Here is a 25,219-nt window from a genome sequence, read left to right on the forward strand (position 1 = left end):
TGCGCCCCCGAAGCCGAGCCCAGCCTAGGCGGAGATACCGTGGACGGGCAGTGCAACGAAGGAGTCCACGTCATGACGCACACCCCCCACACCGACTGGCTCGCCGCCGCGGCGACGGCGGCCGAGCAGCAAGGGGCGGGGAATCTGCTCCGGGTCGTGCTGATCGTGATGGTGCTGGGCTGTGTGCTGACCGCGTGGTTCCTGCTGCGGGGGTACAAGCGGAAGGACGACTGAGGAGATCCGAAGGTTCCCCGGACCCCCTCGGCCCGTCCCCAACGGCGGAGTCGGCGTGATCGCCCGTGAGGCGCCCGCATACGATGAGCCGACGTCTTTATTCCGCCCACACCGGATAGGTCCTGCCGAAGATGAGCTTCCACAGCACCGCTGCCCAGTTCGTGACCCTCGCTTCCGAGGGTGGCGAGGAGCACGGCGGCAACCACGAGAGTCTCAGCCCCTACGTCACCGGCATCGGCGCGTTCGTCATCCTGATGCTCCTGCTGTGGATCACCACCCGGTTCAACCGCGACCGCTGAGCGCGGGGGCCGTGGGCCCGGCAGGAGCCCTCGGACCGGGCCGGTAGGGTCTGCACGCATGGGAGAGCAGGACATGCCTACCGGTCCGGCGCACGAAACGGCGCACGACACGGCGCACGCGCCGGCGCGTGGCACGCAGAACCGCGCGGTGCCCGCCCGCGCCGCCCGCCGGGGCAACGGCCCGTCGCCGTCGGGCAAGCGCCGCCTCGGCGTCATGGGCGGCACCTTCGACCCGATCCACCACGGGCACCTCGTGGCGGCCAGTGAGGTCGCCGCGCAGTTCCACCTCGACGAGGTGGTGTTCGTGCCCACCGGGCAGCCGTGGCAGAAGAGCCACCGCACGGTCTCCGCGGCCGAGGACCGTTATCTGATGACGGTCGTGGCGACCGTCGAGAACCCGCAGTTCTCGGTGAGCCGTATCGACATCGACCGCGGCGGTCCCACCTACACCGTGGACACCCTGCGCGACCTGCGCGAGCTCAACCCGGACGCCGACCTGTTCTTCATCACCGGCGCCGACGCCCTCGCCCAGATCCTCACCTGGCGCGACAGCGAGGAGCTGTTCTCCCTGGCGCACTTCATCGGCGTCACCCGGCCCGGCCACACGCTGACGGACGCCGGGCTCCCCAAGGGCGGCGTCTCGCTCGTCGAGGTCCCCGCCCTCGCCATCTCCTCCACGGACTGCCGTGCGAGAGTCGCCAAGGGCGACCCCGTCTGGTATCTGGTGCCGGACGGGGTCGTGCGCTACATCGACAAACGCGAGCTGTACCGCGGCGACTGAGCCGAGAGGGGCACCGGTGAACGACGGATACGACGCGGGCTACGGCGACGGCGGCGACCAGTACGAACTCGTCGGCTACGACGAGTACGGCCGGCCGGTGTACCGCCAGGCCCAGGGCCCGGCCCCGGCCCAGCCCGGCGGGCAGCAGGCGTACGACCCGTACGCCCAGCAGCAGCACCAGCAGGGTCAGCAGCACCAGCAGGGTCAGCAGTACGGACAGCAGGGCTACGGCTACGACCCGTACGGCACGGGCGGGCAGCAGCCCGCCCCGCAGTCGTACGAGGCCTATGACGGCTACGGCTCCCAGGCCGGCTACGACACCGGCTCGCAGCAGCCCGCCCCCGGTTACGACGCCTACGACGGCTACGCCTCCGGCACGCACGCGCAGCCCCAGCCCTCGTACGACCCGTACGGGCAGGCGGCCACCAGCGGCCGGCAGCCCCGGGTAGCCGAGCAGACCGCCTACATCCCGCAGCAGGCGGGCCCGCCCGGGGAACCGGAGACGGAAGCGCCCGCGCGGGCCCCCGAAGCCGACCGGGAGTACCACACCGAGCAGTTCGCCTTCGTCGAGGAGCCGACCGACGACTCCGAGGACGTCATCGACTGGATGAAGTTCACGGAGAACCGCACCGAGCGCCGCGAGGAGGCCCGGCGGCGCGCACGCGCGCGTGTGGTCGCCCTCGTGGTCGTCCTGGCACTGGTCGCGGTCGGCGGTGTCGGCTACCTCTGGTACGCCGGAAAGCTGCCCGGCCTGTCCTCCTCGGACGACAAGACGGGGGGCACGACGGCGGCGGGCGCCCAGAAGCGCGACGTGATCGCCGTCCACCTGCACGACACCAAGGGCGGCGGCACCTCCACCGCGCTGCTCGTGGACAACACCACCACCAAGCAGGGCACCGCCGTACTGGTGCCCAACTCCCTCGCCCTGACCGGCGACGACGGCAGCACCACCACGCTCGCCGACTCCGTCGACGAGGACGGCCCCGACGCGACCAGGACCGCGCTCGACTCGGTCCTCGGCACCGACATCGAGGGCACCTGGCGCCTGGACACGCCCTACCTCCAGATCCTCGTCGACCTGGTCGGCAACATCGAGGTGGACACCGACACCGACGTCCCCGACCCGGAGGCCAAGGACAAGGGCGCCGCGCCCCTCGTACGCGAGGGCGAGGGCCAGACCCTCAGCGGCAAGATGGCCGTCGCCTACGCCACATACCGCGGCTCCGGTGAGGAGGCGAACGCCCAGCTCCAGCGGTTCGGGCAGGTCATGCAGGGGGTGCTGCGCAAGCTCTCCTCGGACCCCGCGGGCGCGACGACCACCGTCCAGACCCTCGGGCTGATCCTCGACCCGCCGCTGACCGAGAAGGACCTCGGCTCCTTCCTCGCCGGGCTCTCCGACCTCGCCAAGGGCGGCGACTTCAAGACCGCGCTGCTGCCCGTCCAGGAGGACGGAAGGCTCAGCGCCGAGGCCGGTGACGGCGTGGTCAAGGACATCCTCGGCGGTACCGCCAAGAGCCCCGACAAGGACGCCGCCGTCAGCGTCTGGGTCCGCAACGCCACCGGCGTCGAGGACCGCACCGGCAAGGCCCGCGTGGTCCTCCTCAACGGCGGCTTCACCTTCCTGTCGGGCGGCACCGCGTCCGGCACCGAGGCGACGTCGAAGGTGGTCTACGCCGAGGCCGCGGACAAGGAGAGCGCCGTCCAGGTCGCCAAGACGCTGGGCCTGTCCACCGACTCCGTCACCCAGGGCGAGGTCTCCGCGAACGCGAGGGTCTCGGTGGTGCTCGGCCAGGACTACGAACCGGCGTCGTAGCGGGCGGGCGATTATCACGTGGGCTGCCGTCGGCGGTCGTGAGACCCTTGAGGTCAACCGACCGCCGATCCGAAAGCCAGGCAGTGACCGCGACCGACCGCTCCATCGAACTCATCAACACCGCCGCGCAGGCGGCGGCCGACAAGCTCGCGCACGACATCATCGCCTACGACGTCAGCGACGTGCTGTCGATCACGGACGCCTTCCTGCTGGCCTCCGCGCCCAACGACCGCCAGGTCAAGTCGATCGTCGACGAGATCGAGGAGCGGCTCAGCAAGGAACTCGGCGCCAAGCCGGTACGCCGTGAGGGCGACCGCGAGGCCCGCTGGGTCCTGCTCGACTACGTCGACATCGTCGTCCACGTCCAGCACAGCGAGGAGCGTGTCTTCTACGCCCTGGAGCGGCTGTGGAAGGACTGCCCCGAGCTGGAGCTGCCCGCCGACGCCAAGGAGACCCGCGGCAAGTCGGAGGAGCACGCCAGGCTCCGGGCCGCCGAGGAGGCGACGGAGACCGACGGGGACTGGCGATGAGCGCCACCGGCGAGGTGACGGCCGGGCAGCCGGGCCGCGGCCGGCGCCTCATCCTGTGGCGGCACGGCCAGACCTCGTGGAACGTGGAGCGCCGCTTCCAGGGCACCACGGACGTCGGGCTCACCGAGACCGGTGTCGCCCAGGCCCGCCGCGCCGCCCGGCTGCTGGTCGGCCTGCGCCCCGACGCCATCGTCGCCTCCGACCTCGCGCGGGCCGCGAGCACGGCCGCCGAGCTGGCCGCGCTCACCGGCCTGGAGGTGACCCTGGAGGAGGGCCTGCGGGAGACCTACGCGGGCGTCTGGCAGGGGCTGACCCACGACGAGATCATCGCCCGGCACGGCGAGGAGTACGCGGCGTGGAAGCGCGGCGAGCCGGTCCGCCGCGGCGGCGGCGAGCTGGAGACCGAGGTGGCCGACCGGGCCGCCCCCGTGGTGCTCCGGCACGCCGAGAAGCTCGCCGAGGACGGCACCCTCGTCGTGGTCAGCCACGGCGGCACGATCCGCACCACCATCGGCCGTCTGCTCGGGCTGGAACCACACAGTTGGGAGAGCCTCGGCGGCCTCACCAACTGCTGCTGGTCCGTCCTGGGCGAAGGCGCCCGCGGCTGGCGTCTGCTGGAGCACAACGCCGGCACGCTGCCGGAACCGGTGCTCGGCGACGACGACTGAGGCGCGGCCGGCCGGGCCCGGTACCCGGATTTCACTTTCCGGCAGGTCGCAGGCTAAAGTTCTTCTTGTTCGCCCCGCCGAGCGGAGCGAAAGACCATGCGGCCCGGCCGCGTGGGACCAGGGGCTATAGCTCAGTTGGTAGAGCGCCTGCATGGCATGCAGGAGGTCAGGAGTTCAATTCTCCTTAGCTCCACAGCCCACGGACGAATCCCGTCCCCCTCGGGGGGCGGGATTTTTCGTTCGCGCCCGCTTGAGCAACAGGAGTCCCACAGGCGTATACCCGGATGGGACTCCGTGTCCGGACTGGTACTGAGGCGTCGCTGACCGTATTGGCCCGGTCGTGGCAGAATCAAACGGCCGGAAGGGGACCGCGGCCCGACGGGAGGGAGTGGCGATGCCTGCGAGCATCCTCGAGGAGGTCGGTCACCTCCTCGGCGGAGCGGTGACACGGAACACGGTCACCCGCCTGAGCTGCCCTTCCTGCGGTTCCGGGCACGTGGCCCAAGTCCTCGGCGACAACGGCGGAATCTCGTACGTGTGCACGGCCTGCGGCCACAGCTGGAGCTGATCGATGGGTGCACACAGGCGGAAGTGCGACTGGTGCGGCAGGGGCACCCCGATCGTGCGGGACATGGAGCCGGTCAATCCGGACTACCAGTACTGGTGCGAGGAGTGCGCGCGGGCGCTGATCATAAAAGGCGACCCGATCGAGACGTACCGCGAACTCGAGGGTGAGCCGATCTACGGCCGGCTCCTCGAGGAGCACTGCACACTCAAGCGGTTCTATTCGTTCGTCACGGCGTAGCGGCCCGAGTCGTCACGGCGCGGCGGTCCGCGCAAGGGGCAAAGCGGGCAAACTGGAAACGATTTGGTGTTGCGCCCGGTCGACCGTGTAATGTTGGCGTCGCCGCCGGGGAAACCGGGCGGCGGACAGCAAGGGGCTATAGCTCAGTTGGTAGAGCGCCTGCATGGCATGCAGGAGGTCAGGAGTTCAATTCTCCTTAGCTCCACAGGAACACGAGGAAACCCCCGGATCATCGATCCGGGGGTTTCCTCGTGCTCGGCTCAGCGGCCCAGTGCCCGGCGGCCACGGCCCTGGGACAGGACCGGCAGATTGGTGCGCGAGGACGGTGCCTGCCCGCGGGTGTCCTCCTCGATGCGCAGGGCGAGCGCCGGGCAGCGGCGTACCGCGCGGACCGCCTTGGCCTCCGCGAAGCGGGGTACGTCGGCCTGGGCGACGGTCGGGAAGCCGTCGGCGCCGAGCTGGAAGACCTCCGGGAGGATGTCCGCGCACAGGCCGTGCCCCCGGCACAGCGTCCAGTCGACGTAGATCTTCTGGCGACTGGGGCCGTTCTCCTCCCCGCCGCCCCCCGGGATGCCCGTGGGTGCCTTGCCCCCCTCGAAGAGCGGCAGAACGCCCTCCACGGGCCGTCCGCAGCCGTTGCCGAGGACATGGGCGGCGAGATCGTCCGTGAACGCCTTGACGGTCGACTCGAGGAACATCGCCGAGCCGTCCGGGTGCGAGCAGGCGCCGCGCCGCTTCACGTTCCGCGCCACCTGCTTGACGGCCTCCAGGGCGGCCGGGCCGCCACCGTTCAGGATGTCCTCCAGGCCGCGCGCGGCGGCCGGCAGCCCCAGGTAGCAGGGGCCGCACTGGCCCGCGCTCTCCTCCGCCAGCCATTGCGCCACCCGCAGCGACTCGCCCAGCGGGCAGGTGTCCTGACTGATCGGCAGGATCGCGCCCGCGCCCAGCGAGCCGCCCACCTGCTGCAGGGAGTTGCGGGAGACGATCGCCTCGTCGACGGTCGCCGCGTCGATCCACTTGCCGTGGTAGCCGCCGGTCAGCACGCCCTGCGGCACCGGCGGGGCGCCGGCGAGCTGGAGGACGTAGCGCAGCGGCACGCCCGTGGGCACCTCGATGACCATGGGGCGGGCCACCGCGCCGGAGACGGTGAGCATGACGGTGCCCGGCTCGTCGTACAGGCCGGTGTTGCCGTAGCGCTCCGGGCCGATGCGGGCGGCGATCGCGAGCTGGGCGAACGTCTCCGCGTTGGACAGCAGGGTCGGCGCGCCGCCGACGCCGCTCCTGGAGGCGCTGATCTTGCGGCCGGGCGGGATCGCCGGACCGCCGTCGATGGAGCGGACCAGTGAGGCCGCCGCGCCGGTGACCATGCGGACCGGGTTGCGCTGCACGCGCGCGCGCAGGGCGGAGCGGCGCCCGTTGTTCAGGCCGCGTTCGGCGAGGGCGGCTTCCATGGAGCGCTGCGTGGACTCACGGGTGACGCCGATGACGAGGGTGCGGGCACCCATGGCCTCGGCGCACAGCAGCGCACCGTCCAGGATCAGGTGCGGGGCGCGGTTGATGAGTACCGTGTCCTTGCGGCAGGCCGGCTCGTCCTCGCTGCCGTTGACGACCACGACCGGCCGTACGCCGCGCTTGATCGCCGCCTCGGCCACCGAGCGCAGCTTTTTGTGGAAGGGGAAGCCCGCGCCGCCGCGGCCCTTCAGATTGATGCGTTCGGAGAGCTGCGCGAGCTGTTCGCCGCCCAGCGGTTCGAGCGGCCCGTGCACCTTGAGGTGCATGGGCAGATCCAGGCGCTCGACAAGGTCGAAGCCCGACGTGAGCTGGGGGAGGCCGACCACGCGGACTTCGGGGACGTCGGGCAGGGCCTCGTTCACTTAAAAGCCTCCGGAAGGCGTGTTCCAAGGTTCGCCCGAACCCGGTGCGTCGAAGTCGTAGGACGCGTCGTAGGGCGACGAGCCCCGGGACGCACCGGGGGTTGTTTCAGTGGCGGGACCGCTGTTGTACGTGTCGTTCGGGTAGTACGTGTCGTAGACGGTGTTCGTCTCATTGGTGTCGTACACGTCACTCGAGCCGTAGCCCGAGGCGTCCGTATTGCCGTAGACCGGGATGGTGTGTCCGGTGTCGTTGAGCGGGTCGTAGGCCGACGGGGGTGCCTCACCGACCGGTGGCGGTGAGGGGATGGGCCAGTTGCCCGAGGTGCTGCCGCCGCCGTCCGCGAGGGGCATCGACTCGGTGGGCCGCATGTCCGGCGGCAACCGGGTGGACGCGGTCGTCTCGGCCGTCAGCGGCCTGCGGCGCGCGCCGGAGGAGCCGGACACGGCGCGGTAGGCGGCCGCGAAGCCGCCCGGGGGCTCCGGGGGTGCGAGGCGCTCCGCGGGCTCGTACAGGGGCGCGGACGGGGACGCGCCGCGCGGCCGCGACGCCCCGGCGCTCTCGTAGCCCGGCAGTGCGGACGAGGCCGTCGTCCGGGTCCGGCTCTCCTCCAGTTCCTCGCGGGCCATCCCCTCCCCGGTCCCGAGGAACCCGGCGATCCTGTAGGCGACCCTGCGCTTGACCGGGCGGGGCGCCGCGCGCAGGGCCAGGGCCGCCATGACGCCGAGCACGGACAGGCCGTACAGGACCAGGAAGACCGGCTTCGCCGCGCGACCCGCGTAGAGCCCGTGCAGCAGGGCCAGGCACCACGCCGGGTAGGCCAGCATGTGCATGGCCCGCCAGCGGGCGGCCACGGGGGACGCGGACGCGAAGCGGTTGCGCAGGGCGCCGGTGACGCCCACGAAGATCATGAGCATGCTGGCCAGGGTGCCGAAGCCGATGAGGACGCCCCGGCCGCCGAACGACTCGTCGTCCGTGGCCAGCAGTCCGAACGGAACCACCGCGGCGACCCAGGTGGTGTGCTCCAGTGCCAGCTTCACCCCGATGTGCACCAGCAGGAACACCACCGAGGCGACCGCGGTGATCCGGTGCACCGCCTGGGCCAGGATTCGCTGGCGGGTGTCGAGGACGATCCGGTCCTGGGCGACGAGTCCCCAGATCACCGAGCAGCTCAGGAAGACGAGGGAGAGGACGCCGGCGCCGAAGTCGAGGAACTGCGCGAAGGTGTCGTCCGCCGTGCTGTCGTTCGTCACCACGGCAGACCTCCCCACGTCGCGGACGCGAGGGGAGGGGGCGAGCTGTCGCTGCGGGCGTGGATCAGGGGAGGGTTCATGGGGGCAACTCCGGAGCGGTTCGGGAAAAGCGGTCCCGCTGTCGCACTCTAAGTGGCGCCATACCCGCGGGTACGAGGTTTGAGTTATTGCGTTGTTATCAAATGACAATGTGCCCGTAGTGATGTCCCTTAGCAGTCGGTACGCGAAGTAACCTTTGACCTTGGTTCAGGTTTTGTCGGCCGTGCGGTGCGGGCCGGCGGGCCGGGCGGGTGGCCGGAAGTCCCGTCGCGGCCCGATCGGCGACTGCGGTACCCTGACGCCATGCGTGCCGTACGCCTTCTGCTTAGCGAGCCGCGCTGATCAGTCCCGACCCCGGTCGTAGTCCGGTGGCCGGAATCGGCGCGGCGTCCCCTCCTGTGCGAGGGGATTTTTCATTTCCCGGCATCCGCAGCCGCTGGTCTTGAAGGTCGCAGCCGCTGGCAGAGACGATCGATGGAGCTTTGAGGATCATGAGCGAGACGAACCCCGCGGCGACCGCCCCTGTGTCGGCGGACGCCGCGCCGCACCGCTACACGGCTGCCATGGCCGCCGAGATCGAGGCACGCTGGCAGGACTTCTGGGACGCCGAGGAGACGTACGCCGCGCCGAACCCCAAGGGTGACCTGGCGGGCGACCCGGAGCTGGTCGCCAAGCCCAAGAAGTTCATCATGGACATGTTCCCGTACCCCTCCGGTGCGGGCCTGCACGTCGGCCACCCCCTGGGGTACATCGCCACCGACGTCTTCGCCCGCTTCCAGCGGATGACCGGCCACAACGTCCTGCACACCCTGGGCTTCGACGCCTTCGGCCTGCCCGCGGAGCAGTACGCCGTGCAGACCGGCACGCACCCGCGCGTGTCCACCGAGGCCAACATGAAGAACATGCAGAGCCAACTGCGCCGGCTGGGTCTGGGCCACGACAAGCGCCGGTCGTTCGCCACGATCGACCCCGAGTACTACAAGTGGACCCAGTGGATCTTCCTGCAGATCTTCAACTCCTGGTACGACGACGAGGCGGGGAAGGCCCGCCCGATCACCGACCTGGTCGCCCAGTTCGAGTCCGGTGAGCGGGCGGTCCCGGGCCACCCCGGGCGCGCGTGGAGCGCCCTGAGCGACGCCGAGCGCGCCGACGTGCTGGGCGGGTTCCGTCTGGCCTACGCCTCCGACGCGCCCGTCAACTGGTGCCCCGGCCTGGGCACCGTGCTGGCCAACGAGGAGGTCACCGCCGACGGCCGCTCCGAGCGCGGCAACTTCCCCGTCTTCAAGTCCAAGCTGCGCCAGTGGAACATGCGCATCACCGCCTACGCCGACCGGCTGCTGGACGACCTGGACGAGCTGGACTGGCCCGAGGCCATCAAGCTGCAGCAGCGCAACTGGATCGGCCGCTCCGAGGGTGCCCGCGTCGACTTCCCCGTCGACGGCGAGAACATCACCGTCTTCACCACCCGCCAGGACACCCTGTTCGGTGCGACGTACATGGTGCTGGCGCCCGAGCACCCGCTGGTCGAGAAGTTCACCCCGGCCGCCTGGCCCGAGGGCACGCACGAGGTGTGGACCGGCGGTCACGCGACCCCGACCGAGGCCGTCGCGGCGTACCGCGCGCAGGCCGCGTCCAAGTCCGACGTCGAGCGGCAGGCCGAGGCCAAGGACAAGACCGGCGTCTTCATCGGCGCCTACGCGACCAACCCGGTCAACGGCGAGCAGGTCCCGGTCTTCATCGCCGACTACGTGCTGATGGGCTACGGCACCGGCGCGATCATGGCCGTCCCGGCCGGTGACCAGCGCGACTTCGAGTTCGCCCGCGCCTTCGAGCTGCCGATCCGCTGCATCGTCGAGCCGACCGACGGCCGGGGCACCGACCCGGCCACGTGGGAGGACGCCTTCGGGTCGTACGACGCGAAGATCATGAACTCGTCGAACGACGAGATCAGCCTGGACGGCCTGCCCGTCGTCGAGGCCAAGGAGCGCATCACCGAGTGGCTGGAGCGCACCGGCGCCGGCGAGGGCACCGTCAACTTCCGCCTGCGCGACTGGCTGTTCAGCCGCCAGCGCTACTGGGGCGAGCCCTTCCCGATCGTCTACGACGAGGACGGCATCGCCCACGCCCTGCCCGAGTCGATGCTGCCGCTGGAGCTGCCCGAGGTCGAGGACTACTCCCCGCGCACCTTCGACCCGGACGACGCGGACACGCGGCCCGAGACGCCGCTGTCGCGCAACGAGGACTGGGTGAACGTCACCCTGGACCTGGGCGACGGCCGCGGCCCCCGCCGGTTCCGCCGCGAGACCAACACCATGCCCAACTGGGCGGGCTCCTGCTGGTACGAACTGCGCTACCTGGACCCGCACAACGGCGAGCGGCTGGTCGACCCGGAGATCGAGCAGTACTGGATGGGCCCGCGCGAGGGCATGCCGCACGGCGGCGTCGACCTGTACGTCGGCGGCGCCGAGCACGCCGTGCTGCACCTGCTGTACGCGCGCTTCTGGTCGAAGGTCCTGTTCGACCTGGGGCACGTCTCCTCGGCCGAGCCGTTCCACAAGCTGTTCAACCAGGGCATGATCCAGGCCTACGTCTACCGGGACAGCCGCGGCATCGCGGTGCCGGCCGCCGAGGTGGAGGAGCGCGACGGCGCGTACTACTACCAGGGCGAGAAGGTCTCCCGGCTGCTGGGCAAGATGGGCAAGTCCCTGAAGAACGCGGTCACCCCCGACGAGATCTGCGCCGAGTACGGCGCCGACACCCTGCGCCTGTACGAGATGGCGATGGGCCCGCTGGACGTCTCCCGGCCGTGGGACACGCGCGCGGTGGTGGGCCAGTTCCGGCTGCTGCAGCGGCTGTGGCGCAACGTCGTCGACGAGAACACCGGCGAGGTGACGGTCGCGGACGTCGCGGACGCCGACGTCGACGCGGACACCCTGCGCGCCCTGCACAAGGCCATCGACGGCGTACGGCAGGACCTGGAAGGCATGCGGTTCAACACCGCCATCGCCAAGGTCACCGAGCTGAACAACCACCTGACGAAGGTGGGCGGCGTGGTTCCCCGGTCGGTCGCCGAGCGGCTGGTGCTGCTGGTCGCGCCGCTGGCCCCGCACGTCGCCGAGGAGCTGTGGCGCAAGCTGGGGCACCCGGACTCGGTCGTCCACCAGGACTTCCCGGTCGCCGACCCGGCCTACGTCGTCGACGAGACCGTGACCTGCGTCGTGCAGATCAAGGGCAAGGTCAAGGCGCGGCTGGAGGTCGCCCCGTCCATCTCCGAGGACGACCTGGAGAAGGCGGCGCTGGCCGACGAGAAGGTCGTGGCCGCGCTGGGCGGGGCCGGGATCCGCAAGGTGATCGTGCGGGCGCCGAAGCTGGTGAACATCGTCCCCGCCTAGGCGGGACCGGGCCCTCCGGGTCATCCCCTACGGGGAGCCCGGGGCCCACTGAGGGCAGGTTCGGGGTTCTGTCGGAACCCTGGGCCTGCCCGCTGCGTTTACCGTGGAAGAGCGGCGCGGAGTGCGCCGTGGCCCGCCGGTGCGCGGGCCGGACACTCGGAGGAGGAGCTTCGTGGAAGCGGTGATCACGGTATTCGCCCTGCTCTTCGTGCTCGCCCTCGTGCTGGGTGTCTACGCCACGGTGAAGGCCGTCGGCGCGGCCAAGCGCACCGTGGACCGCGGGATCACCCAGGCCCGCCGCACGGTCGAGGACCACACACTGCGAGCCAAGTCCCTCGTCCAGGTGGGGCCGGCTAGCGAGCTCGCGCAACTGCGGCTGACGCTGCGCACGTCGATGCGGGCCACGCAGGACGCGCTGCACGCGGGCGTGGCCGAAGACGAGTCCCTCAAGGAGTCCCTCGCCCTCTTCGAGCGGCTCAGCGCGCACGGGTTCGAACTCGACGCCGAGCTCAGACGGCTGGAGTCCGAGCCGGACCGCGCCACCCTCGCCACGCTCCTCCCGGCGCTGCGCGAGCGCACCGAGCGCATCACGCGGTCCGCGGAGTCCCTGCGCTGGGCGGCCCGTGACCGGGCCCGCCGCTTCGCGGACGACGAGCTGGACTCGCTGAGCGCGCAGATCGACGTCGAGGCCGGTGCCCTGCGGCACTGGACGGAGACGGAACCCGCCGCCGCTCCGCCGCCCTGGCCCGAGGCGCCGGCCACCGACGCCCCGGCCGCCCGGCAGAGTTGGCCGGAGACCCCGCAGCCCTCGCAGACCCCGCGGCCCTCCCGACAGGAGCCGGCGGAGGAATCCGCGCGGCCCGCCATCACTCCGCCCGGCCCGAGCCCCGTCTATCCCTGGCAGAAGAAGGCCCGGCCGGAGAACACGACCTGACCACGACCCTGTGAACGCCCGGTCGTCGGGGCCGGGCTGCCGTATGGGCGCTACGCCAGGTAACCTCCAGCTCATGTCCCGCCATGTCGCTATCGTCACGGATTCAACGGCCTACCTCCCGGCCCGGACGATGGAGCGGCACGGCATCACCGCGGTCCCCCTGACCGTCGTCCTGGGCGACCGGGCGCTGGAGGAGGGCACCGAAATCTCGACCCGCTCGCTGGCCCAGGCCCTGCAGAAACGGCGGCCGGTCACCACCTCCCGCCCCAGCCCCGCACTCTTCGCGGAGACCTACCGCAGGATCGCCGGGCCGGGCGTCGACGGCATCGTCTCCCTCCACCTCTCCGCCGAACTCTCCGGTACGCACGACGCGGCCGTCGTCGCGGCGCGGGACGCGCCGGTACCGGTGCGCGTCGTGGACACCGGGATGATCGCGATGGCCCTCGGATTCTGCGCGCTCGCCGCGGCGGAGGCGGCGGAGGCGGGCGGCACGGTGGACGAGGCCGTCACGGCCGCGGAGAAGCGCGCCGCTGCCACCTCTGCCTACTTCTACGTCGACACCCTCGACTATCTGCGCCGCGGCGGCCGGATCGGGGCGGCCCAGGCGCTGTTCGGTTCCGCGCTCGCGGTGAAACCGCTGCTGAAGCTGGACGGCGGCCGCATCGAGCCCCTGGAGAAGGTCCGGACGGCGTCCAAGGCCATCGCCCGGCTGGAGGAGATCGTCGCCGACCGCGCGGGCAGCGCACCCGTCGACATCGCCGTCCACCATCTCGCCGCCCCCGACCGGGCGTCGGCCCTGGCGGACCGCCTGAGAGACCGGGTGCCCGGGCTGGCCGACCTGCATGTGAGCGAGGTCGGCGCGGTGATCGGGGCGCATACGGGGCCCGGGCTGCTGGGGGTTGTGGTCTCGTCGCGGTGACGGGCCGTCGCGCGTCACCCGGGCGGGGGGCGGAGTTTTCCACAACCCGCGGGTAGTCCCCGGGAATCGAGCATGATCGTCGCGGGTGTGCCGAGGTGTCCGATCCTCGTCGCATGGCTCTTCGATCACGCTCACGCACAGCGACCGCGACCAGCGGCCCGGGCCGGGCCCCGGCCTCCGACGGCCGGCTCCGCCATCACCGCGCGCCCCGCTCCCGGTCCCTCGGCCGGGCACGGCACGACCGCCGTCATGCGCCGGGAGAGGAGCTCCGCCGACGCGCGGAGGCGCTCTTCACCGGTCACACCGGTCATACCGGGCATACCGGTCACACCGGGTACCTGGAGCATGCCGGGTATCCCGAGCACGCTGGGCAGACCGAAGCCACCGGGTACAGCGAGCACACGGAACCCGCCGGGTACACCGAGCAGGCCGGACATGGCGATCGCGTTGGACCCACGGGGCGCGCCGGACGTGCCGAACACGCCGGACAGCGGGGCGAGTCGGGGAAGGGGCCGCCGCCGTCCTGGACCCGCCGGCCCGAGCACCCGCGGGGACCGGGAGACGGTGGCGCGGCTCGGAGGAACGAGGGGGAAGAGGCGGAAGGGGAGGCTGCGGAAGCAGGCGGGGTGGACGAGGCAGGGGAGGGAGCGGCGCCGGTCGTTGCGGAGGGCGCCGCGTTGCCCTGGCGGGAGCGAGCCGGGCAGGCGCTCCGGGAGCGGATGCCGTTGTGGCTGCAGACGAGGTGCGGGTTGGAGCGGCGCAGCGTGGCCGCGCTCACGGTGCTGCTGGTCGTCGCCGCGGTCGTCGCCGCGCAGCACTTCTGGACCGGTCGCACCCAGCCCGTGCCGGCACCCGAGATGGTGCGGGAGGCGGCGGCATACGGCGCAGGGGGAGGCGACGAGGCGGCAGGGGGCGGTTCCGCCACCGGCGCGCCCGAGGCCAAGGCCAAAGCCACGGCCACGGCCACGGCCACGGCCGGGGCCGAGATCGTCGTGGACGTCGGCGGCAAGGTCCGCAAGCCCGGAATCCACCGCCTTCCGGCAGGGTCACGCGTCGCGGACGCCCTGCGAGCCGCGGGAGGTGTGCGATCCGGGACCAAGACCGACGGGCTGAACCAGGCGCGCTTCCTGGTGGACGGCGAGCAGGTGATCGTCGGCGCTGCGACGCCGGGCACGCCGCCCGGCCCGGGCGGCATCGTCGCAGGCGGCTCGGGCGGGCCGGCCGCGGGAGCCGCTCCCGCGGCCCCGGTCTCCCTCAACACGGCGACGGCCGACCAGCTCGACACCCTGCCGGGCGTCGGCCCCGTGCTGGCCGGGCACATCATCGACTACCGCACCCAGCACGGCGGTTTCCGCTCGGTGGACGAACTGCGCGAGGTGAACGGCATCGGCGAGCGCCGCTTCGCCGACCTGCGCGACCTCGTGCGGCCATGAGTACGGAACCGAGGACGGAGCCGAGGACGGAGCCGAGGACGGAGCCGAGGACGGAGACGGGTCGGCCGAGCGGGCCGGGGGAGCCCCGTGGCCGCACGGGGCTTCCGCGCGCAGCCGTGCACGCCGCTTCCGGTCATCGGCTCGGGGCGGCCCACCCCCGGCAGGACGGGCCCGTGGACCTGCGGCTGGTGCCGCCCGCGCTCGCTGCCTGGGCGACGGCGGCGCTGATGCCGGACGTGCCGACCGGGTGGGCTCCGGGCGGCGTGGTCGGCGCTCTGGCCCTGGCCGGCCTGCTGCTGAGGGCACAAAGGCGCCGGGCACCGCACGGACGGCCCCGGGCGACGGTCGCCGCCCTGCTCCTCTGCGTCGCCGCGTCGGCCACCTCGGCCGCACTGCACGGCGCGGACCTGCGCCGGGGGCCCGTGCCGGCGCTGGCGCGGCAGTACGCCACCGTCACCGCCGAGGTGGAGGTCACCGCCGATCCCCGCCTCACCCGGACCCGCGTCCGGGGAAACCGGGCAGTGCCGCCCACCGTGCTGATCGAAGCCGACGTGCGACGGGTGAGGGAGGCGGGCGGGACGGCTGTGACCACCCGGACGCCGGTGCTGGTGCTCGTCGACGTGGGCCGGGAAGACGGGACCCACCCGGCCGGGGACGCCTCGGCCGATTCGCGGCTCACCCGTGCGGGGCCCGGCGCCCCGCACTGGCTGGCGCTGCTGCCGACCACCAGGCTCCGCGTCACCGCCCGGGCGGCGCCCCCGAGGGCGAGCGGGGACCGGATCGCGGCCGTGCTGCGCGTGCGGGGCGGCCGGGGAGCGCCGGAGGTGGTGGCCCGGCCGTCGGGCGCCCAGCGGTTCGCGGGACGGCTGCGGGCCGGGCTGCGGGAGGCCACCGACGGGCTGCCGGAGGACGCGCGGGCGCTGCTGCCGGGCCTGGTCGTCGGGGACACCTCGCGGATCACGCCGGAGCTGGAGGAGGCGTTCAAGGAGACCGACCTCGCGCACACGCTGGCCGTGTCCGGAGCCAACTTCACGATCGTGCTCGCCCTGCTGCTCGGACCGCCCGGGCTGGCCCAGCGCAGCGAGCGCCGGGGCCTGGCTCCCCGTCTCGGTATCTCCCTGCGGACGACCGCGTTGCTCGGCGGGGTGCTCGCCCTCGGCTTCGTTGTCGTCTGCCGGCCCGACCCGAGCGTGCTGCGGGCGGCCGCCTGCGGGGCCGTCGCCCTGCTCGCCCTGGCCACCGGACGGCGCAGATCGCTGCTGCCGGCGCTGGCGACGGCCGTGCTGCTCCTGGTGCTGTACGACCCGGGGCTGGCCCGCAGTTACGGCTTCCTGCTCTCCGTGCTGGCCACCGGCGCGCTGCTCACGCTCGCCCCGCGGTGGAGCGCGGCGTTGCAACGGCGCGGGGTCCCGCCGCGGCTCGCCGAGGCGCTGGCAGCCGCGTGTGCGGCGCAGGCCCTGTGCGCGCCGGTCGTCGCCGTGCTGTCGGCGCGGGTGAGTCTGGTGGGGGTGCCGTGCAACCTGCTCGCGGAGTTCGCGGTCGCGCCGGCCACGGTGCTGGGCTTCGCGGCGCTGGCCACGGCGCCGGTGGCGATGCCGGTGGCCAAGGGGCTGGCCTGGTGCGGGGGCTGGCCGGCCGAGTGGATCGCGGGGATCGCCCGCACGGGGGCCGCGCTGCCCGGCGCGGGAGTGGACTGGCCGGGCGACTGGACCGGGGCGGCGCTGCTCGCCCTCGTCACGCTGGGCGTACTGCTCGTCGGCCGGCGGTTGCTGCGGCATCCCTGGTGGTGCGGTGTGTGCGCGGTGCTGCTGGTGCTGGCGGTGGTGCGGCCGCCGCCACTGGCCCGGGTGATCACGGGGTGGCCTCCGCCGGGCTGGCGGATGGTGATGTGCGACGTGGGCCAGGGCGACGCCATGGTGCTCGCGGCGGGTGAGGGCGCGGGCGTCGTGGTGGACACCGGGCCCGACCCGGCGCTGGTCGACCACTGCCTGCGCTCGCTCGGCATCACCCGGGTCCCGCTCGTGGTGCTGACCCACTTCTTCTTGGGGCTTTTCAGATCTGTCTCATTACGCATCGCTCGGGGTAATGAAGATCGCCTGGCAGGCAGGTTGATCGCTGGTACACCTCGTCTCCTAACTCATACGGGCGGAGGACCAGGTGCACCTGTTCTCGGTTGATGCAGCACTGGTCCAGCGGTATCTGGTGAGTGATGTCCTGTCCGGAGCGGAAGCGGCCGCGCTTCTGGAGCGACGGGCGATCTCCGATGGCACCCCGATTTACCTCGACGACGAGTCGATGATGCCCATCGAGCCTCTGAACTCGTGGGCCCGGTCGATGTCGTACGCCGATCTTGAGGCATCCACGATGAGGGATTACGGGCGAATCCTCACCCGGGTGGATCGGCACCAGGCCAAGCGCGGGAGTGACCTGCTGGGCGCTACGGAGTCGGACCTGGTCGCCTACCGGAAGTTGCGGACCGAGCTGCAGAGGAAGCCGATCGGAGGGTCGGCCTGGACGAAGGAGTCCGGGCTGATCGACCAGTTCTACGGCTACCTGGTCGATGAAAAGCACCTGGTCAGGCGGCCGGTTCGGCTGGCGGCCCGCGGCAGGAATGCATTGAGCCCGCGGGTCCGCATGGGCATGGACATCCGCCACATGACCTTCGAGCAGTTCCGGTACTTCCGGGATGTCGGTTTCGGGGGCGAGCTGATGAACACCCACGTCAACCGGTCCTTCCGTGGATCGGCGCCACACCGGAACCGCGCTGCTGCCGACCTGGCCCTGGGCTCGGGGACGCGATGGAGGGAATGGGCCACCGTTCTGCTTCCGGAACTCGGCATTGGTGATCAAGGTGCGGACTACGGAGCCGAGTTCACCGTCCAGGCATGCGCCAAATACGGCAAGAGCCGCACGGTCTACGTCCCGTCGGATGCCGTTGACTCGGTGGAGACCTACTGCCTCCTCGAGCGTCAGGAGATCGCCCAGGCGGCGGCCAAGACCCTGGGGCGCAAGCACCGGGACCTGTTCGTCGTGACACGGATCGCAGACGGCCAGGTCCGCGGCGTCCTCGACGGCGTCGAGCACGAGTACGAGATGTCCGCCATGGATGCCGACCTGCGGCGGATCACCGTCCGTGAAGGCGAGTTCGGCCTGGAGGCCCTGACGGTCTTCATCTGCCGCGGTGGCCTGATGCCCGGCGCCGACTCATGGAAGCGCTACCGCCATGCCGCCTGGCGCCGCATGCAGGATCTGCGGGACGAGACGACACCTCCCCTGCCCAGGAAGCGCTGGCGATGGCACGACCTCCGGCACACCTACGCCCTCCAGATGCTGACCTACCTGGAGAACCAGATGGACGGCGAGGAACCGGACCCTGCTGCCCGCCGCCGGAGGCACCGCTCCTACCTGACCGGTCACATCCGCTACAACCCGCTGCTGATCGTCAGCCGCAGGCTGGGGCATTCCAGCCCAGAGACCACCTACGCCTACCTCCAGTACACGGATGACCTGGTGAACGAATTCGAGGCCGCGTTCAAGGGCTGGGTCGGCGACGACGACGCCACCTACGCACAGATCGCCGCGCATGCCATGCGGGCCGCCCGCCAGCCTGCGGAGGTGGGCTGATGGGACACCCTGCCTGGAAGGCCGAGGCGATCCGCAAGGCGGCGGAACATCCTGTCGGCCCGGGCAGCGTGGGCATCAGGGCGATGGCTCACAAGTCCGGTTTCCAGCACATTGACCCCTCGGACTACGGATGCCCTCGGCTTGCTGCACAGCTCGCGGACGAGTGGCTCGAGTACGTCGCCGCAACGCAGATCACCGGCTGGGCGCCGGCCTACCGGCGGGCGATCCACAGGTTCTGCAAGGACATGACGACGGCCTTCGGCGCCGACGCCCGCGGGCTTACCCTGGCCAGTCCTGAGCTGGTGGACGCTCTGATCCGGTGGGAAAGGTCCTTGCCGGAGGGCTACAAGACCGGGTCGAAATCTCCGGGCTACCTCGCCAGCTCGCTGCGGACGCTGATCATCCGACGCGACGACCACGCGGATCGAACGGTCGATCCCGTGCTGGTCCGCATCGCTCGCGGACCGATGCTGATCTCCTGGGGCGAGTCTAACGAGAGGGATGAGTTCACCCGGGCTGACAAGCAGGCGATGCTCCGGGCCGCCTGGAACTGCATCCGTGCTCTGGAGACGCGCCTGACGGCCGGGTGGGCCCTGGCGAGCCAGGGGCAAGACCCTCGTCAAGGCAGCTGGACCAACGTCCCTGACCTGCTCTGGGGGCTGTCCCAGGGACAGGTCGAACCGGCGGATATCCGGGCCGCACTGCCGACGCCCAGCCAGTGGCCCGAGGACTTACGCGCGCTCGTGGCCGGCACGGACGGCATCGTGACCTCGAGAACGGCGACGAGCCAGCTCGCGAGACGGCTCGTCGCACAGCTCTATCCGACGACGCTGGATCTCCACCCCTTCCGGGTCCTGCTGATGGACACCACCGGGCACGCAGCCGAGGAAGTCACCGGCTTCGGTGAGGACGACGTGGAGTTTCTGCCCAAGGGAGTGCGGCTGACGCTGCTGAAGAACCGGGCCGAGCGGCTTCGCCACCGAGCCTTCCGTGATGCGGCTGCCACGGCCTCGGAGGACGAGGAGGGCGAGAAGGTGTTCACCGACCGGCCTCGACGCGAGACCAGTACCGTGGTCCGCCGGCTCCTGGATGTCACCGCACGAGTCCGTGCCAGAGCGCCGCAGTTGACCGGCTCGCTGTTCGTCCGGGCTGTGGTCCGCCCGGACGACGTTCTCGCCTTCGACTACTGGAACTTCTCCGTTCCTAACGCCACGTTCGTGGCCTGGCTCGACTCGGTCGGCGTCAAGGTGACCGGAGAGCCGCACATCGGACGCATGAGGAAGTCCACGAAGGTGGAGAAGGCCATCGCGACCGGTGGGCGGATCAGCGCGGCGGCCGACGACCACCTTGAGGAGACGTTCAAGGGGCACTACGCGCAGGGCACCACGCTGCGGATCCTGTCCGGCGAGGTGATCACCACCGCGCAGGATCACTGGTTCGGCAAGGCGGTGGACCAGCCGCAAGGCCCCACCGTGGTCTCGCCGGACGCAGCCGGCCTCGCCACTGACTCCGACCGGCTCCACCAGCTGGGACTGGACGGGGACACGGCCTCTGACATCGTGCAGGGTCAGCTCGACATGGGGCTGTCCCACTGCGTCAACCCCTGGGAGTCCCCGTTCAGCCGGCCCGGTGAACTCTGCGCGGTTGCCCCCTTGCGCTGCCTCGAATGCCGAAACGCCTGGATCATGCCCAGCCAGCTGCCCCAACTATTGCTATTTCAGGATCACTTGGAACGCATGAGACGGCGACTGACGCCACTGGTCTTCACCCGGCTCTGGGGCCAGAGCTACGTCAACCTGCGGGCAGTTCTTGCCGACCGATCAGACGAGGACAAGGCGATCGCCCGCAAGCACATCGAGGCCGGCGAGGCGTCCCTCGACCTGCCGCTCGTCGCGCACGCGGAGTTCGATTCATGATCCAGACCCTGCCTCAGCAACTTCGCGCACCGCTCTTCCGCGTCGACGAGCCAGTTGTCCAGGGTCGACCTCTGCTGAAGTCCGCCCGCGTCCCGCTCTTCGGGGACACCGGAATCTGGGATTTCAACGGGGTCATCAGGCGTCCTGCGAACGAGAATGTCGGCACCTGGCGCATGCGCTTCAGCGGGAAGCTCGCCGACCCCTACTGGAACCTGCTGGCCCGCGAAATGCTCATGATCTTGATGAACCCTACCCACGAGGCCGTCCTCAAGGCGGGGATCTCCGTCGGGTCGGAAGGCGCCGAAGTGGCCAGCGTCAGCAACAACATGTCCTACATGCGCGGGCTCCTCGACTGGGCCGAAGAGAACGATCTACCCCGCTACTCGGACCAGTGGACAGCTGTTGACCTGCGGCGACGCATCAAAAGCATGAAGGGCAGCAAGGCTTACCGGCCTGCCACGATCTGCAGTCACGTTGCCCTGCTGCAGCGGATGACCGCCATCGCTCCCGCACTCAGCCTGCCCTGGCCGACCGAAGACCTCTGGCCCGGCAAGAGCGCCCGCACCGTGTCCGAGTACGTCGTCGCCACCGACCTTTCGACCCCCGTCATCCCGCCGCAGATCTGGTTCCCCCTGATCAAAGCGGCCTGGGCTTTCATCCACGTCTTCTCGAGCGACGTTCTTCGCGCGGGCCGGCGCTATCAAGAACTGCAGGCCACCGCCCAGTCGTCGGTGGCCGGCAAGGAAGCCGAGCTGGACACCTGGCTCGCCGACCCCGCCAACAACATCCCCGTCCACTTCGCAGCCGACCGGCCGGCCGGACAGTTGCCGGAGGTCAACTGGCGGCTGATGGCCCTGAATCTCGGCGTCAAGGCAGAACGGCACGGCGGTCTGTTCAGGCCTGGGGCTGTCGCCTCAGCGCGACGCCGGGCCAAGGTCCTCCAAGCCGTCGCCGAGGGACGAGTCACCCACCAAGGTCTTATCGAGAACCTCGCAGAGATCACCCGCCCCGACGGCACCCGAGGGCCATGGCACCCGGGCATCGACCCCTACGACCTCCACCGGCTCCGCATCATGCTGCGAAACGCCGCATTCATCCTGGTCATCGCGTTCTCGATGATGCGGGACTCCGAGGCCCAGGAGATCATCCGAGGAAGCGTCGTCGAGCACTACAACTCGCCGGCCATCGCCTCGACTCTCCGCAAGGGCAACTCCAACCTGCCCCGCAAGCACTGGTGGATCGCCGAGCCGATTGCCGAAGCCATCACCGTTGCGGAAGCCGTCACCGCACACCCCGAAAGGATCTTCGCTCCGCTGCATCGCAAGAACGACGCTGAGTCCCTCGACGGTGTCCAGATGATCGAAGCGTTCGTCACCTTCGTGAACCAGGGCCGCGACTGGTCCGGCCTGGAGCAGATCCCGGGCGGCTACATCCGCCCCCACATGTTCCGTCACACCATGGCAATGCTCACCGACCAGTTCGCCGGCTCCGAGATCGCGCTGGGCATGCAGCTCAAACACTTCGCCACCAGAGCCCTCGCCAACGCCTCCACCCTCGCTTACGCGGCCGCGGACAGTTCCTGGGCCGAACACCTCAAGGACTCCATCGAGATCGCCAAGTTCCGCAGGCTTAAGGAGCTCTACAGCCTGCACAAGAGCGGCAAACCGATTGGCTTCGGTCCTGGCGCCGAACGGGTCAAAGACGCCTTCGACCAGGTCACAGTCAGCGTCCGGGCCAAGGGCGGAGGGGCTCGGGTCGAAGAAGACTTTCTCCGCAAGGCCCGCATCCCTATCCGCTTCGGCACCCTGAACAACTGCACCTACGACGGCACCAACCCGGCCGGCGCCGTCTGTCTTGAGGACGCGATCGTGCCCGACGGTCATACCGGCCCGCTGGACGAACGCTGCCGACCCGACCGATGCGGCAACAGCATGATCGGCATCGAACACATCCCCATCCACGACTCCCACCGCCGCACCCAGCTCAAGCTCCTGCAGACCCCCAACCTGCCGAAATGCCGGAAAGAAGTGATCACCCGAGAGGTGAAGCGCGTCGAAGCTGTCCTGGACATGGCCAAGGAGTCACCGGCATGACAAGCAACTCGGCCTCTCCACTCGAAGACCAGGTGAGTCCCAAGACCGCCCAAAGCCTCAGACTCGCCATGGAGCGGCTGTTCGCCGGTCGGCCCGAAAGGACCGACGGCAGGCTGACCAAGGAAAACCTCTGGCGAGAGGCCCAGGTCAGCCGGGCCACCATGAACCGAGCTCACCGCATCCTCACCGACTGGGACGCGCACATCGCCGAGCACGGCAAGACCACCCCAGGTGAAGCCAGACGCGACGAGACCATCACCGACCTCCGCAAAAGGCTCACCGCCAAGACCAAGGAATGCACCCGCCTCGAGCGGCAGCTCAAGGCTGCAGCGATCGCCATCGCGGCCCTGCACCACGACAACGAAGCCCTCCGAGACGAGCTCACCGAACGCCCCGCAACGGTCGTCGTCGGAATCGGAGCCCAGCGCAGAAAGCCCCGGGAATGACTGCGGCGCTGTCTCACTCCCCGCCAGCACCCGTCCGCGCTTCAACCCGAGCGCCCCGCCTCTCACCAGCAGCGAACGGCAGGACCCGATGTCTCATGAGACACCCTGAACGCGAAGAACACGCCCACGCCGATCATGTGGCGGGCCTGCCCGGGGTGTTGCGGGGGCGTTCGGTGGGTGCGATCGAGACCACCGCCCTCGAAGAGCCCGCGGACCAGGCCGAGTCCGTCCGCGAACAGGCGGCGGCACGGCGGATTCCCCTGCGGCACGCCGCCGCGGGGGAACAGCGGCGGGCCGGCTCGCTCTCCTGGCAGGTGGTCTGGCCACCACCGAGCCCACCGACGAGCACGGCCCCGACCGCTGAAGGTCCCAACGACGCCAGCGTCACACTCCTGGTGCGGTCGGCGGGGCTGCGTCTGCTGCTGCTCGGGGACCTGGAGCCGCCGGCCCAGCAGCGGCTGGCGCGCTCACCGGCGGCGGGGGCACTGGAGGGGGTCGATGTCCTCAAGGTGGCCCATCATGGTTCCGCCCACCAGGATCCCGGCCTGATACGGAAGGTGGCCCCACGCCTGGCGCTCATCAGCTGCGGTGCGGACAACGGCTACGGGCATCCGGCCCCCGGCACCGTCGGCGCGCTGCGTGCCCAGGGCGCGATGGTGCTGCGGACGGACCGGGACGGGGCGCTGGCGGTCGTCGGCACGGGCGGGGCGCTGCGGGTCGCGGGAGACTGAGGCCATGGATTCCGTACAGGTCGACGCCTACCTCAGCCGGCTGGGCGTCCAGTACCCGGCGTGGCCCACCGTCGACGTCCTGCGCGAGCTGCACCGGCGTCATCTGCGGACGGTGCCGTTCGAGAACCTCTCCGTCCATCTGGGCGAGGAGATCGTGCTCGAGGAGAAGCGGCTGCTGGACAAGGTGCTGGGCGCGCGAAGGGGCGGCTTCTGCTACGAACTCAACGGCCTCTTCGGTGCGTTGCTCACGGCGCTCGGGTACGAGGTCACCCTGCTTGCGGCGCGGGTGTACGGGGACGGGGGCCGCCGGCTGGGGATCCCGTACGACCATCTGGCACTGCGGGTGCGGACGGTGGACGGGGGCGACTTGCTCGCCGACGTCGGGTTCGGGGCGCACAGCCACGGTCCGCTGGCGTTCGGGGAGCGGGGTGAGCAGGAGGATCCCGGCGGCACGTTCCGGGTCGTCGAGGCGGGTCCGGACGCGGCCGGCGTGCGCGGCGGGCACGACTCGGCCCGGGCGGCCGACCTGGACGTGCTGCGTGACGGGAAGCCCGTGTACCGGGTGGAGCCGCGCCCGCGGGTGCTCGGCGACTTCGTGTCCGGCGCGTGGTGGCACAGCACCTCGCCGCAGTCGCACTTCGTCCAGTCGCCGGTCTGCTCGCGGGTCACGGAGGACGGAGGGAGGGTCACGCTCAGCGGCCGCAGGCTCACGTTCACGACGGCCGACGGCGCGCGGGAGGAGCGTGAGCCGGCCACGGACGAGGAGGTACTCGCGGCGTACCGGGACCACTTCGGCATCACCCTCGACCGGGTGCCCACCGCGCGCCGGCTGTGAGGAGATCCGGTCGCGATGGTGGTGCGGCCCGCTCCCGGCGGTGGTGCGGACCGCTCCCGGCGGTGGTGCGGCCCGCTCCCGGTGGTGGTGCGGCCCGCTCGGCGACCCGGCCCCGGCTGTGAGGCGACCCGGCCCTGAGCGAGGTTCGGCCCCGGCTGGCGGAATCATGCCCGGAGCGGTCGATTCGGGCAACCGGGGATACTCGTGGACCTGGCGGCCCGCACCCGTGCCGGGACGGACCTGGCGGCCCGTCTGCCGCCCCGTGTCCGACAATGGCACCCGTGAGTGATGTGAGACATGTACTGGTGCTGCCCGACCGCGACGCCGCGGAGGAGGTGGTCCAGGTGCTCGGGGAGCGGTTCGGGACCGACGAGGAGCCCCGGCTCGTCCGGGACGCCCTGGCCGGCGAGGACGACGCCGAGGACGCCCAGTGGCTCGTCGTCCTGCGCGACGAGGAGAAACGGCTGGACCCCGGCGAGCTGGACGCGTTCGCGGGCGAGTGGGAGGGCTGGCGCGAGGAGCCGTAGTCCCGTGGGTCCGTGGGTTCCTGTTGGTCCCCGTGGGTCCCTGTGGGCCCCCTGGGCCTCCGTGGCCCCGGGAGC

21 protein-coding genes, 2 tRNA genes and 1 pseudogene are annotated in these 25,219 nt (G+C 71.0%); 22 read left to right on the forward strand and 2 right to left on the reverse strand.

Going from position 1 to position 25,219, the window contains the following annotated elements; genetic code table 11:
• Positions 1-72: 72 nt before the first annotated feature.
• The 10 genes from B1H29_RS24515 to B1H29_RS24555 all read left to right on the forward strand — a co-directional run bounded on the left by B1H29_RS24515 (position 73) and on the right by B1H29_RS24555 (position 5,335).
• Positions 73-234, forward strand: coding sequence for a hypothetical protein (locus B1H29_RS24515; RefSeq protein WP_167392556.1), 162 nt, complete (start codon positions 73-75; stop codon positions 232-234).
• A gap of 131 nt (positions 235-365) precedes the next feature.
• Positions 366-533 carry a hypothetical protein gene (locus tag B1H29_RS24520; RefSeq protein WP_079160437.1) on the forward strand — a complete coding sequence of 56 codons (168 nt, stop codon included), beginning with the start codon at positions 366-368 and terminating at the stop codon, positions 531-533.
• 58 nt (positions 534-591) lie between these two features.
• Positions 592-1,314 carry a nicotinate-nucleotide adenylyltransferase gene (gene nadD / locus B1H29_RS24525; RefSeq protein WP_055416881.1) on the forward strand — a complete coding sequence of 241 codons (723 nt, stop codon included), beginning with the start codon at positions 592-594 and terminating at the stop codon, positions 1,312-1,314.
• Between the two features lie 16 nt (positions 1,315-1,330).
• Positions 1,331-3,127, forward strand: coding sequence for an LCP family protein (locus tag B1H29_RS24530; RefSeq protein WP_055416880.1), 1,797 nt, complete (start codon positions 1,331-1,333; stop codon positions 3,125-3,127).
• 83 nt (positions 3,128-3,210) lie between these two features.
• Complete coding sequence (rsfS, locus tag B1H29_RS24535) at positions 3,211-3,657, forward strand: ribosome silencing factor (RefSeq protein WP_055416879.1); 447 nt, start codon at positions 3,211-3,213, stop codon at positions 3,655-3,657.
• Positions 3,654-4,325: a histidine phosphatase family protein gene (locus B1H29_RS24540; RefSeq protein WP_055416878.1), complete on the forward strand. Its 672-nt coding sequence runs from the start codon at positions 3,654-3,656 to the stop codon at positions 4,323-4,325. The genes rsfS and B1H29_RS24540 overlap by 4 nt, the downstream gene beginning before the upstream one ends.
• 120 nt (positions 4,326-4,445) lie before the next feature.
• Positions 4,446-4,518, forward strand: a tRNA-Ala gene (locus tag B1H29_RS24545).
• A gap of 201 nt (positions 4,519-4,719) precedes the next feature.
• Positions 4,720-4,893, forward strand: a complete 174-nt coding sequence (locus tag B1H29_RS37590; RefSeq protein ID WP_107095222.1) for a hypothetical protein — start codon at positions 4,720-4,722, stop codon at positions 4,891-4,893.
• Positions 4,894-4,896: 3 nt separating this feature from the next.
• Positions 4,897-5,130 carry a hypothetical protein gene (locus B1H29_RS24550; protein WP_055416877.1) on the forward strand — a complete coding sequence of 78 codons (234 nt, stop codon included), beginning with the start codon at positions 4,897-4,899 and terminating at the stop codon, positions 5,128-5,130.
• 132 nt (positions 5,131-5,262) lie between these two features.
• Positions 5,263-5,335: transfer RNA gene (locus B1H29_RS24555), tRNA-Ala, on the forward strand.
• Between the two features lie 55 nt (positions 5,336-5,390).
• On the opposite strand, the gene B1H29_RS24560 is transcribed toward B1H29_RS24555, so the two are convergent.
• Together B1H29_RS24560 and B1H29_RS24565 are read right to left on the reverse strand one after the other, a co-directional pair.
• Positions 5,391-7,004, reverse strand: coding sequence for an NADH-quinone oxidoreductase subunit NuoF family protein (locus B1H29_RS24560; RefSeq protein WP_055416876.1), 1,614 nt, complete (start codon positions 7,002-7,004; stop codon positions 5,391-5,393).
• On the reverse strand, positions 7,005-8,258 hold the full coding sequence (locus B1H29_RS24565; RefSeq protein ID WP_055416875.1) for a ferric reductase-like transmembrane domain-containing protein: 1,254 nt from the start codon (positions 8,256-8,258) through the stop codon (positions 7,005-7,007).
• A 527-nt stretch (positions 8,259-8,785) separates the two neighbouring features.
• Here B1H29_RS24565 and leuS point away from each other — a divergent pair.
• From leuS to B1H29_RS24630, 12 genes and pseudogenes are all read left to right on the forward strand, one after another.
• Positions 8,786-11,686, forward strand: coding sequence for a leucine--tRNA ligase (gene leuS / locus B1H29_RS24570; protein WP_055416874.1), 2,901 nt, complete (start codon positions 8,786-8,788; stop codon positions 11,684-11,686).
• A 172-nt stretch (positions 11,687-11,858) separates the two neighbouring features.
• Positions 11,859-12,620 carry a hypothetical protein gene (locus B1H29_RS24575; protein ID WP_055416873.1) on the forward strand — a complete coding sequence of 254 codons (762 nt, stop codon included), beginning with the start codon at positions 11,859-11,861 and terminating at the stop codon, positions 12,618-12,620.
• A 73-nt stretch (positions 12,621-12,693) separates the two neighbouring features.
• Positions 12,694-13,539, forward strand: coding sequence for a DegV family protein (locus B1H29_RS24580; RefSeq protein WP_055416872.1), 846 nt, complete (start codon positions 12,694-12,696; stop codon positions 13,537-13,539).
• Positions 13,540-14,165: 626 nt separating this feature from the next.
• Positions 14,166-14,972, forward strand: a complete 807-nt coding sequence (locus B1H29_RS40230; protein ID WP_409350896.1) for a helix-hairpin-helix domain-containing protein — start codon at positions 14,166-14,168, stop codon at positions 14,970-14,972.
• Positions 14,973-15,145: 173 nt separating this feature from the next.
• A complete protein-coding gene (locus B1H29_RS24595) occupies positions 15,146-17,149 on the forward strand; it encodes a ComEC/Rec2 family competence protein (RefSeq protein ID WP_409350895.1) in 2,004 nt (667 codons plus the stop codon).
• Positions 17,130-18,596, forward strand: a complete 1,467-nt coding sequence (locus tag B1H29_RS24600; protein WP_055416869.1) for a hypothetical protein — start codon at positions 17,130-17,132, stop codon at positions 18,594-18,596. Before B1H29_RS24595 ends, B1H29_RS24600 begins: the two co-directional genes overlap by 20 nt.
• Entirely contained in the window at positions 18,596-20,512 is a 1,917-nt protein-coding gene (locus B1H29_RS24605; RefSeq protein ID WP_055416868.1) for a hypothetical protein, read from the forward strand. Before B1H29_RS24600 ends, B1H29_RS24605 begins: the two co-directional genes overlap by 1 nt.
• Positions 20,509-22,605: a hypothetical protein gene (locus tag B1H29_RS24610; protein ID WP_055416867.1), complete on the forward strand. Its 2,097-nt coding sequence runs from the start codon at positions 20,509-20,511 to the stop codon at positions 22,603-22,605. Before B1H29_RS24605 ends, B1H29_RS24610 begins: the two co-directional genes overlap by 4 nt.
• Complete coding sequence (locus B1H29_RS24615; protein WP_055416866.1) at positions 22,602-23,051, forward strand: hypothetical protein; 450 nt, start codon at positions 22,602-22,604, stop codon at positions 23,049-23,051. Before B1H29_RS24610 ends, B1H29_RS24615 begins: the two co-directional genes overlap by 4 nt.
• A 119-nt stretch (positions 23,052-23,170) precedes the next feature.
• Positions 23,171-23,782 (forward strand): annotated as a pseudogene (locus tag B1H29_RS24620) (ComEC/Rec2 family competence protein); the annotation flags it as partial.
• Positions 23,783-23,786: 4 nt separating this feature from the next.
• Positions 23,787-24,617: an arylamine N-acetyltransferase family protein gene (locus tag B1H29_RS24625; protein WP_055416864.1), complete on the forward strand. Its 831-nt coding sequence runs from the start codon at positions 23,787-23,789 to the stop codon at positions 24,615-24,617.
• A 281-nt stretch (positions 24,618-24,898) separates the two neighbouring features.
• Positions 24,899-25,144 (forward strand): hypothetical protein, encoded by a 246-nt coding sequence (locus B1H29_RS24630; protein ID WP_167392557.1) that lies wholly within the window; start codon positions 24,899-24,901, stop codon positions 25,142-25,144.
• Positions 25,145-25,219 lie beyond the last annotated feature (75 nt).

The sequence above is a fragment of the Streptomyces pactum genome (genome assembly GCF_002005225.1).
Classification (GTDB): domain Bacteria; phylum Actinomycetota; class Actinomycetes; order Streptomycetales; family Streptomycetaceae; genus Streptomyces; species Streptomyces pactum_A.

Bases quoted from the DNA above. Each gene is read 5' to 3' on its own strand.
- leuS (WP_055416874.1), top strand. From the start codon at position 8,786: ATGAGCGAGACGAACCCCGCGGCGACCGCCCCTGTGTCGGCGGACGCC.
- B1H29_RS24515 (WP_167392556.1), top strand. From the start codon at position 73: ATGACGCACACCCCCCACACCGACTGGCTCGCCGCCGCGGCGACGGCG.
- B1H29_RS37590 (WP_107095222.1), top strand. From the start codon at position 4,720: ATGCCTGCGAGCATCCTCGAGGAGGTCGGTCACCTCCTCGGCGGAGCG.
- B1H29_RS24605 (WP_055416868.1), top strand. From the start codon at position 18,596: ATGGGACACCCTGCCTGGAAGGCCGAGGCGATCCGCAAGGCGGCGGAA.
- B1H29_RS24550 (WP_055416877.1), top strand. From the start codon at position 4,897: ATGGGTGCACACAGGCGGAAGTGCGACTGGTGCGGCAGGGGCACCCCG.
- B1H29_RS24540 (WP_055416878.1), top strand. From the start codon at position 3,654: ATGAGCGCCACCGGCGAGGTGACGGCCGGGCAGCCGGGCCGCGGCCGG.
- B1H29_RS24520 (WP_079160437.1), top strand. From the start codon at position 366: ATGAGCTTCCACAGCACCGCTGCCCAGTTCGTGACCCTCGCTTCCGAG.
- B1H29_RS24610 (WP_055416867.1), top strand. From the start codon at position 20,509: ATGATCCAGACCCTGCCTCAGCAACTTCGCGCACCGCTCTTCCGCGTC.
- B1H29_RS24615 (WP_055416866.1), top strand. From the start codon at position 22,602: ATGACAAGCAACTCGGCCTCTCCACTCGAAGACCAGGTGAGTCCCAAG.
- B1H29_RS24580 (WP_055416872.1), top strand. From the start codon at position 12,694: ATGTCCCGCCATGTCGCTATCGTCACGGATTCAACGGCCTACCTCCCG.
- B1H29_RS24625 (WP_055416864.1), top strand. From the start codon at position 23,787: ATGGATTCCGTACAGGTCGACGCCTACCTCAGCCGGCTGGGCGTCCAG.
- nadD (WP_055416881.1), top strand. From the start codon at position 592: ATGGGAGAGCAGGACATGCCTACCGGTCCGGCGCACGAAACGGCGCAC.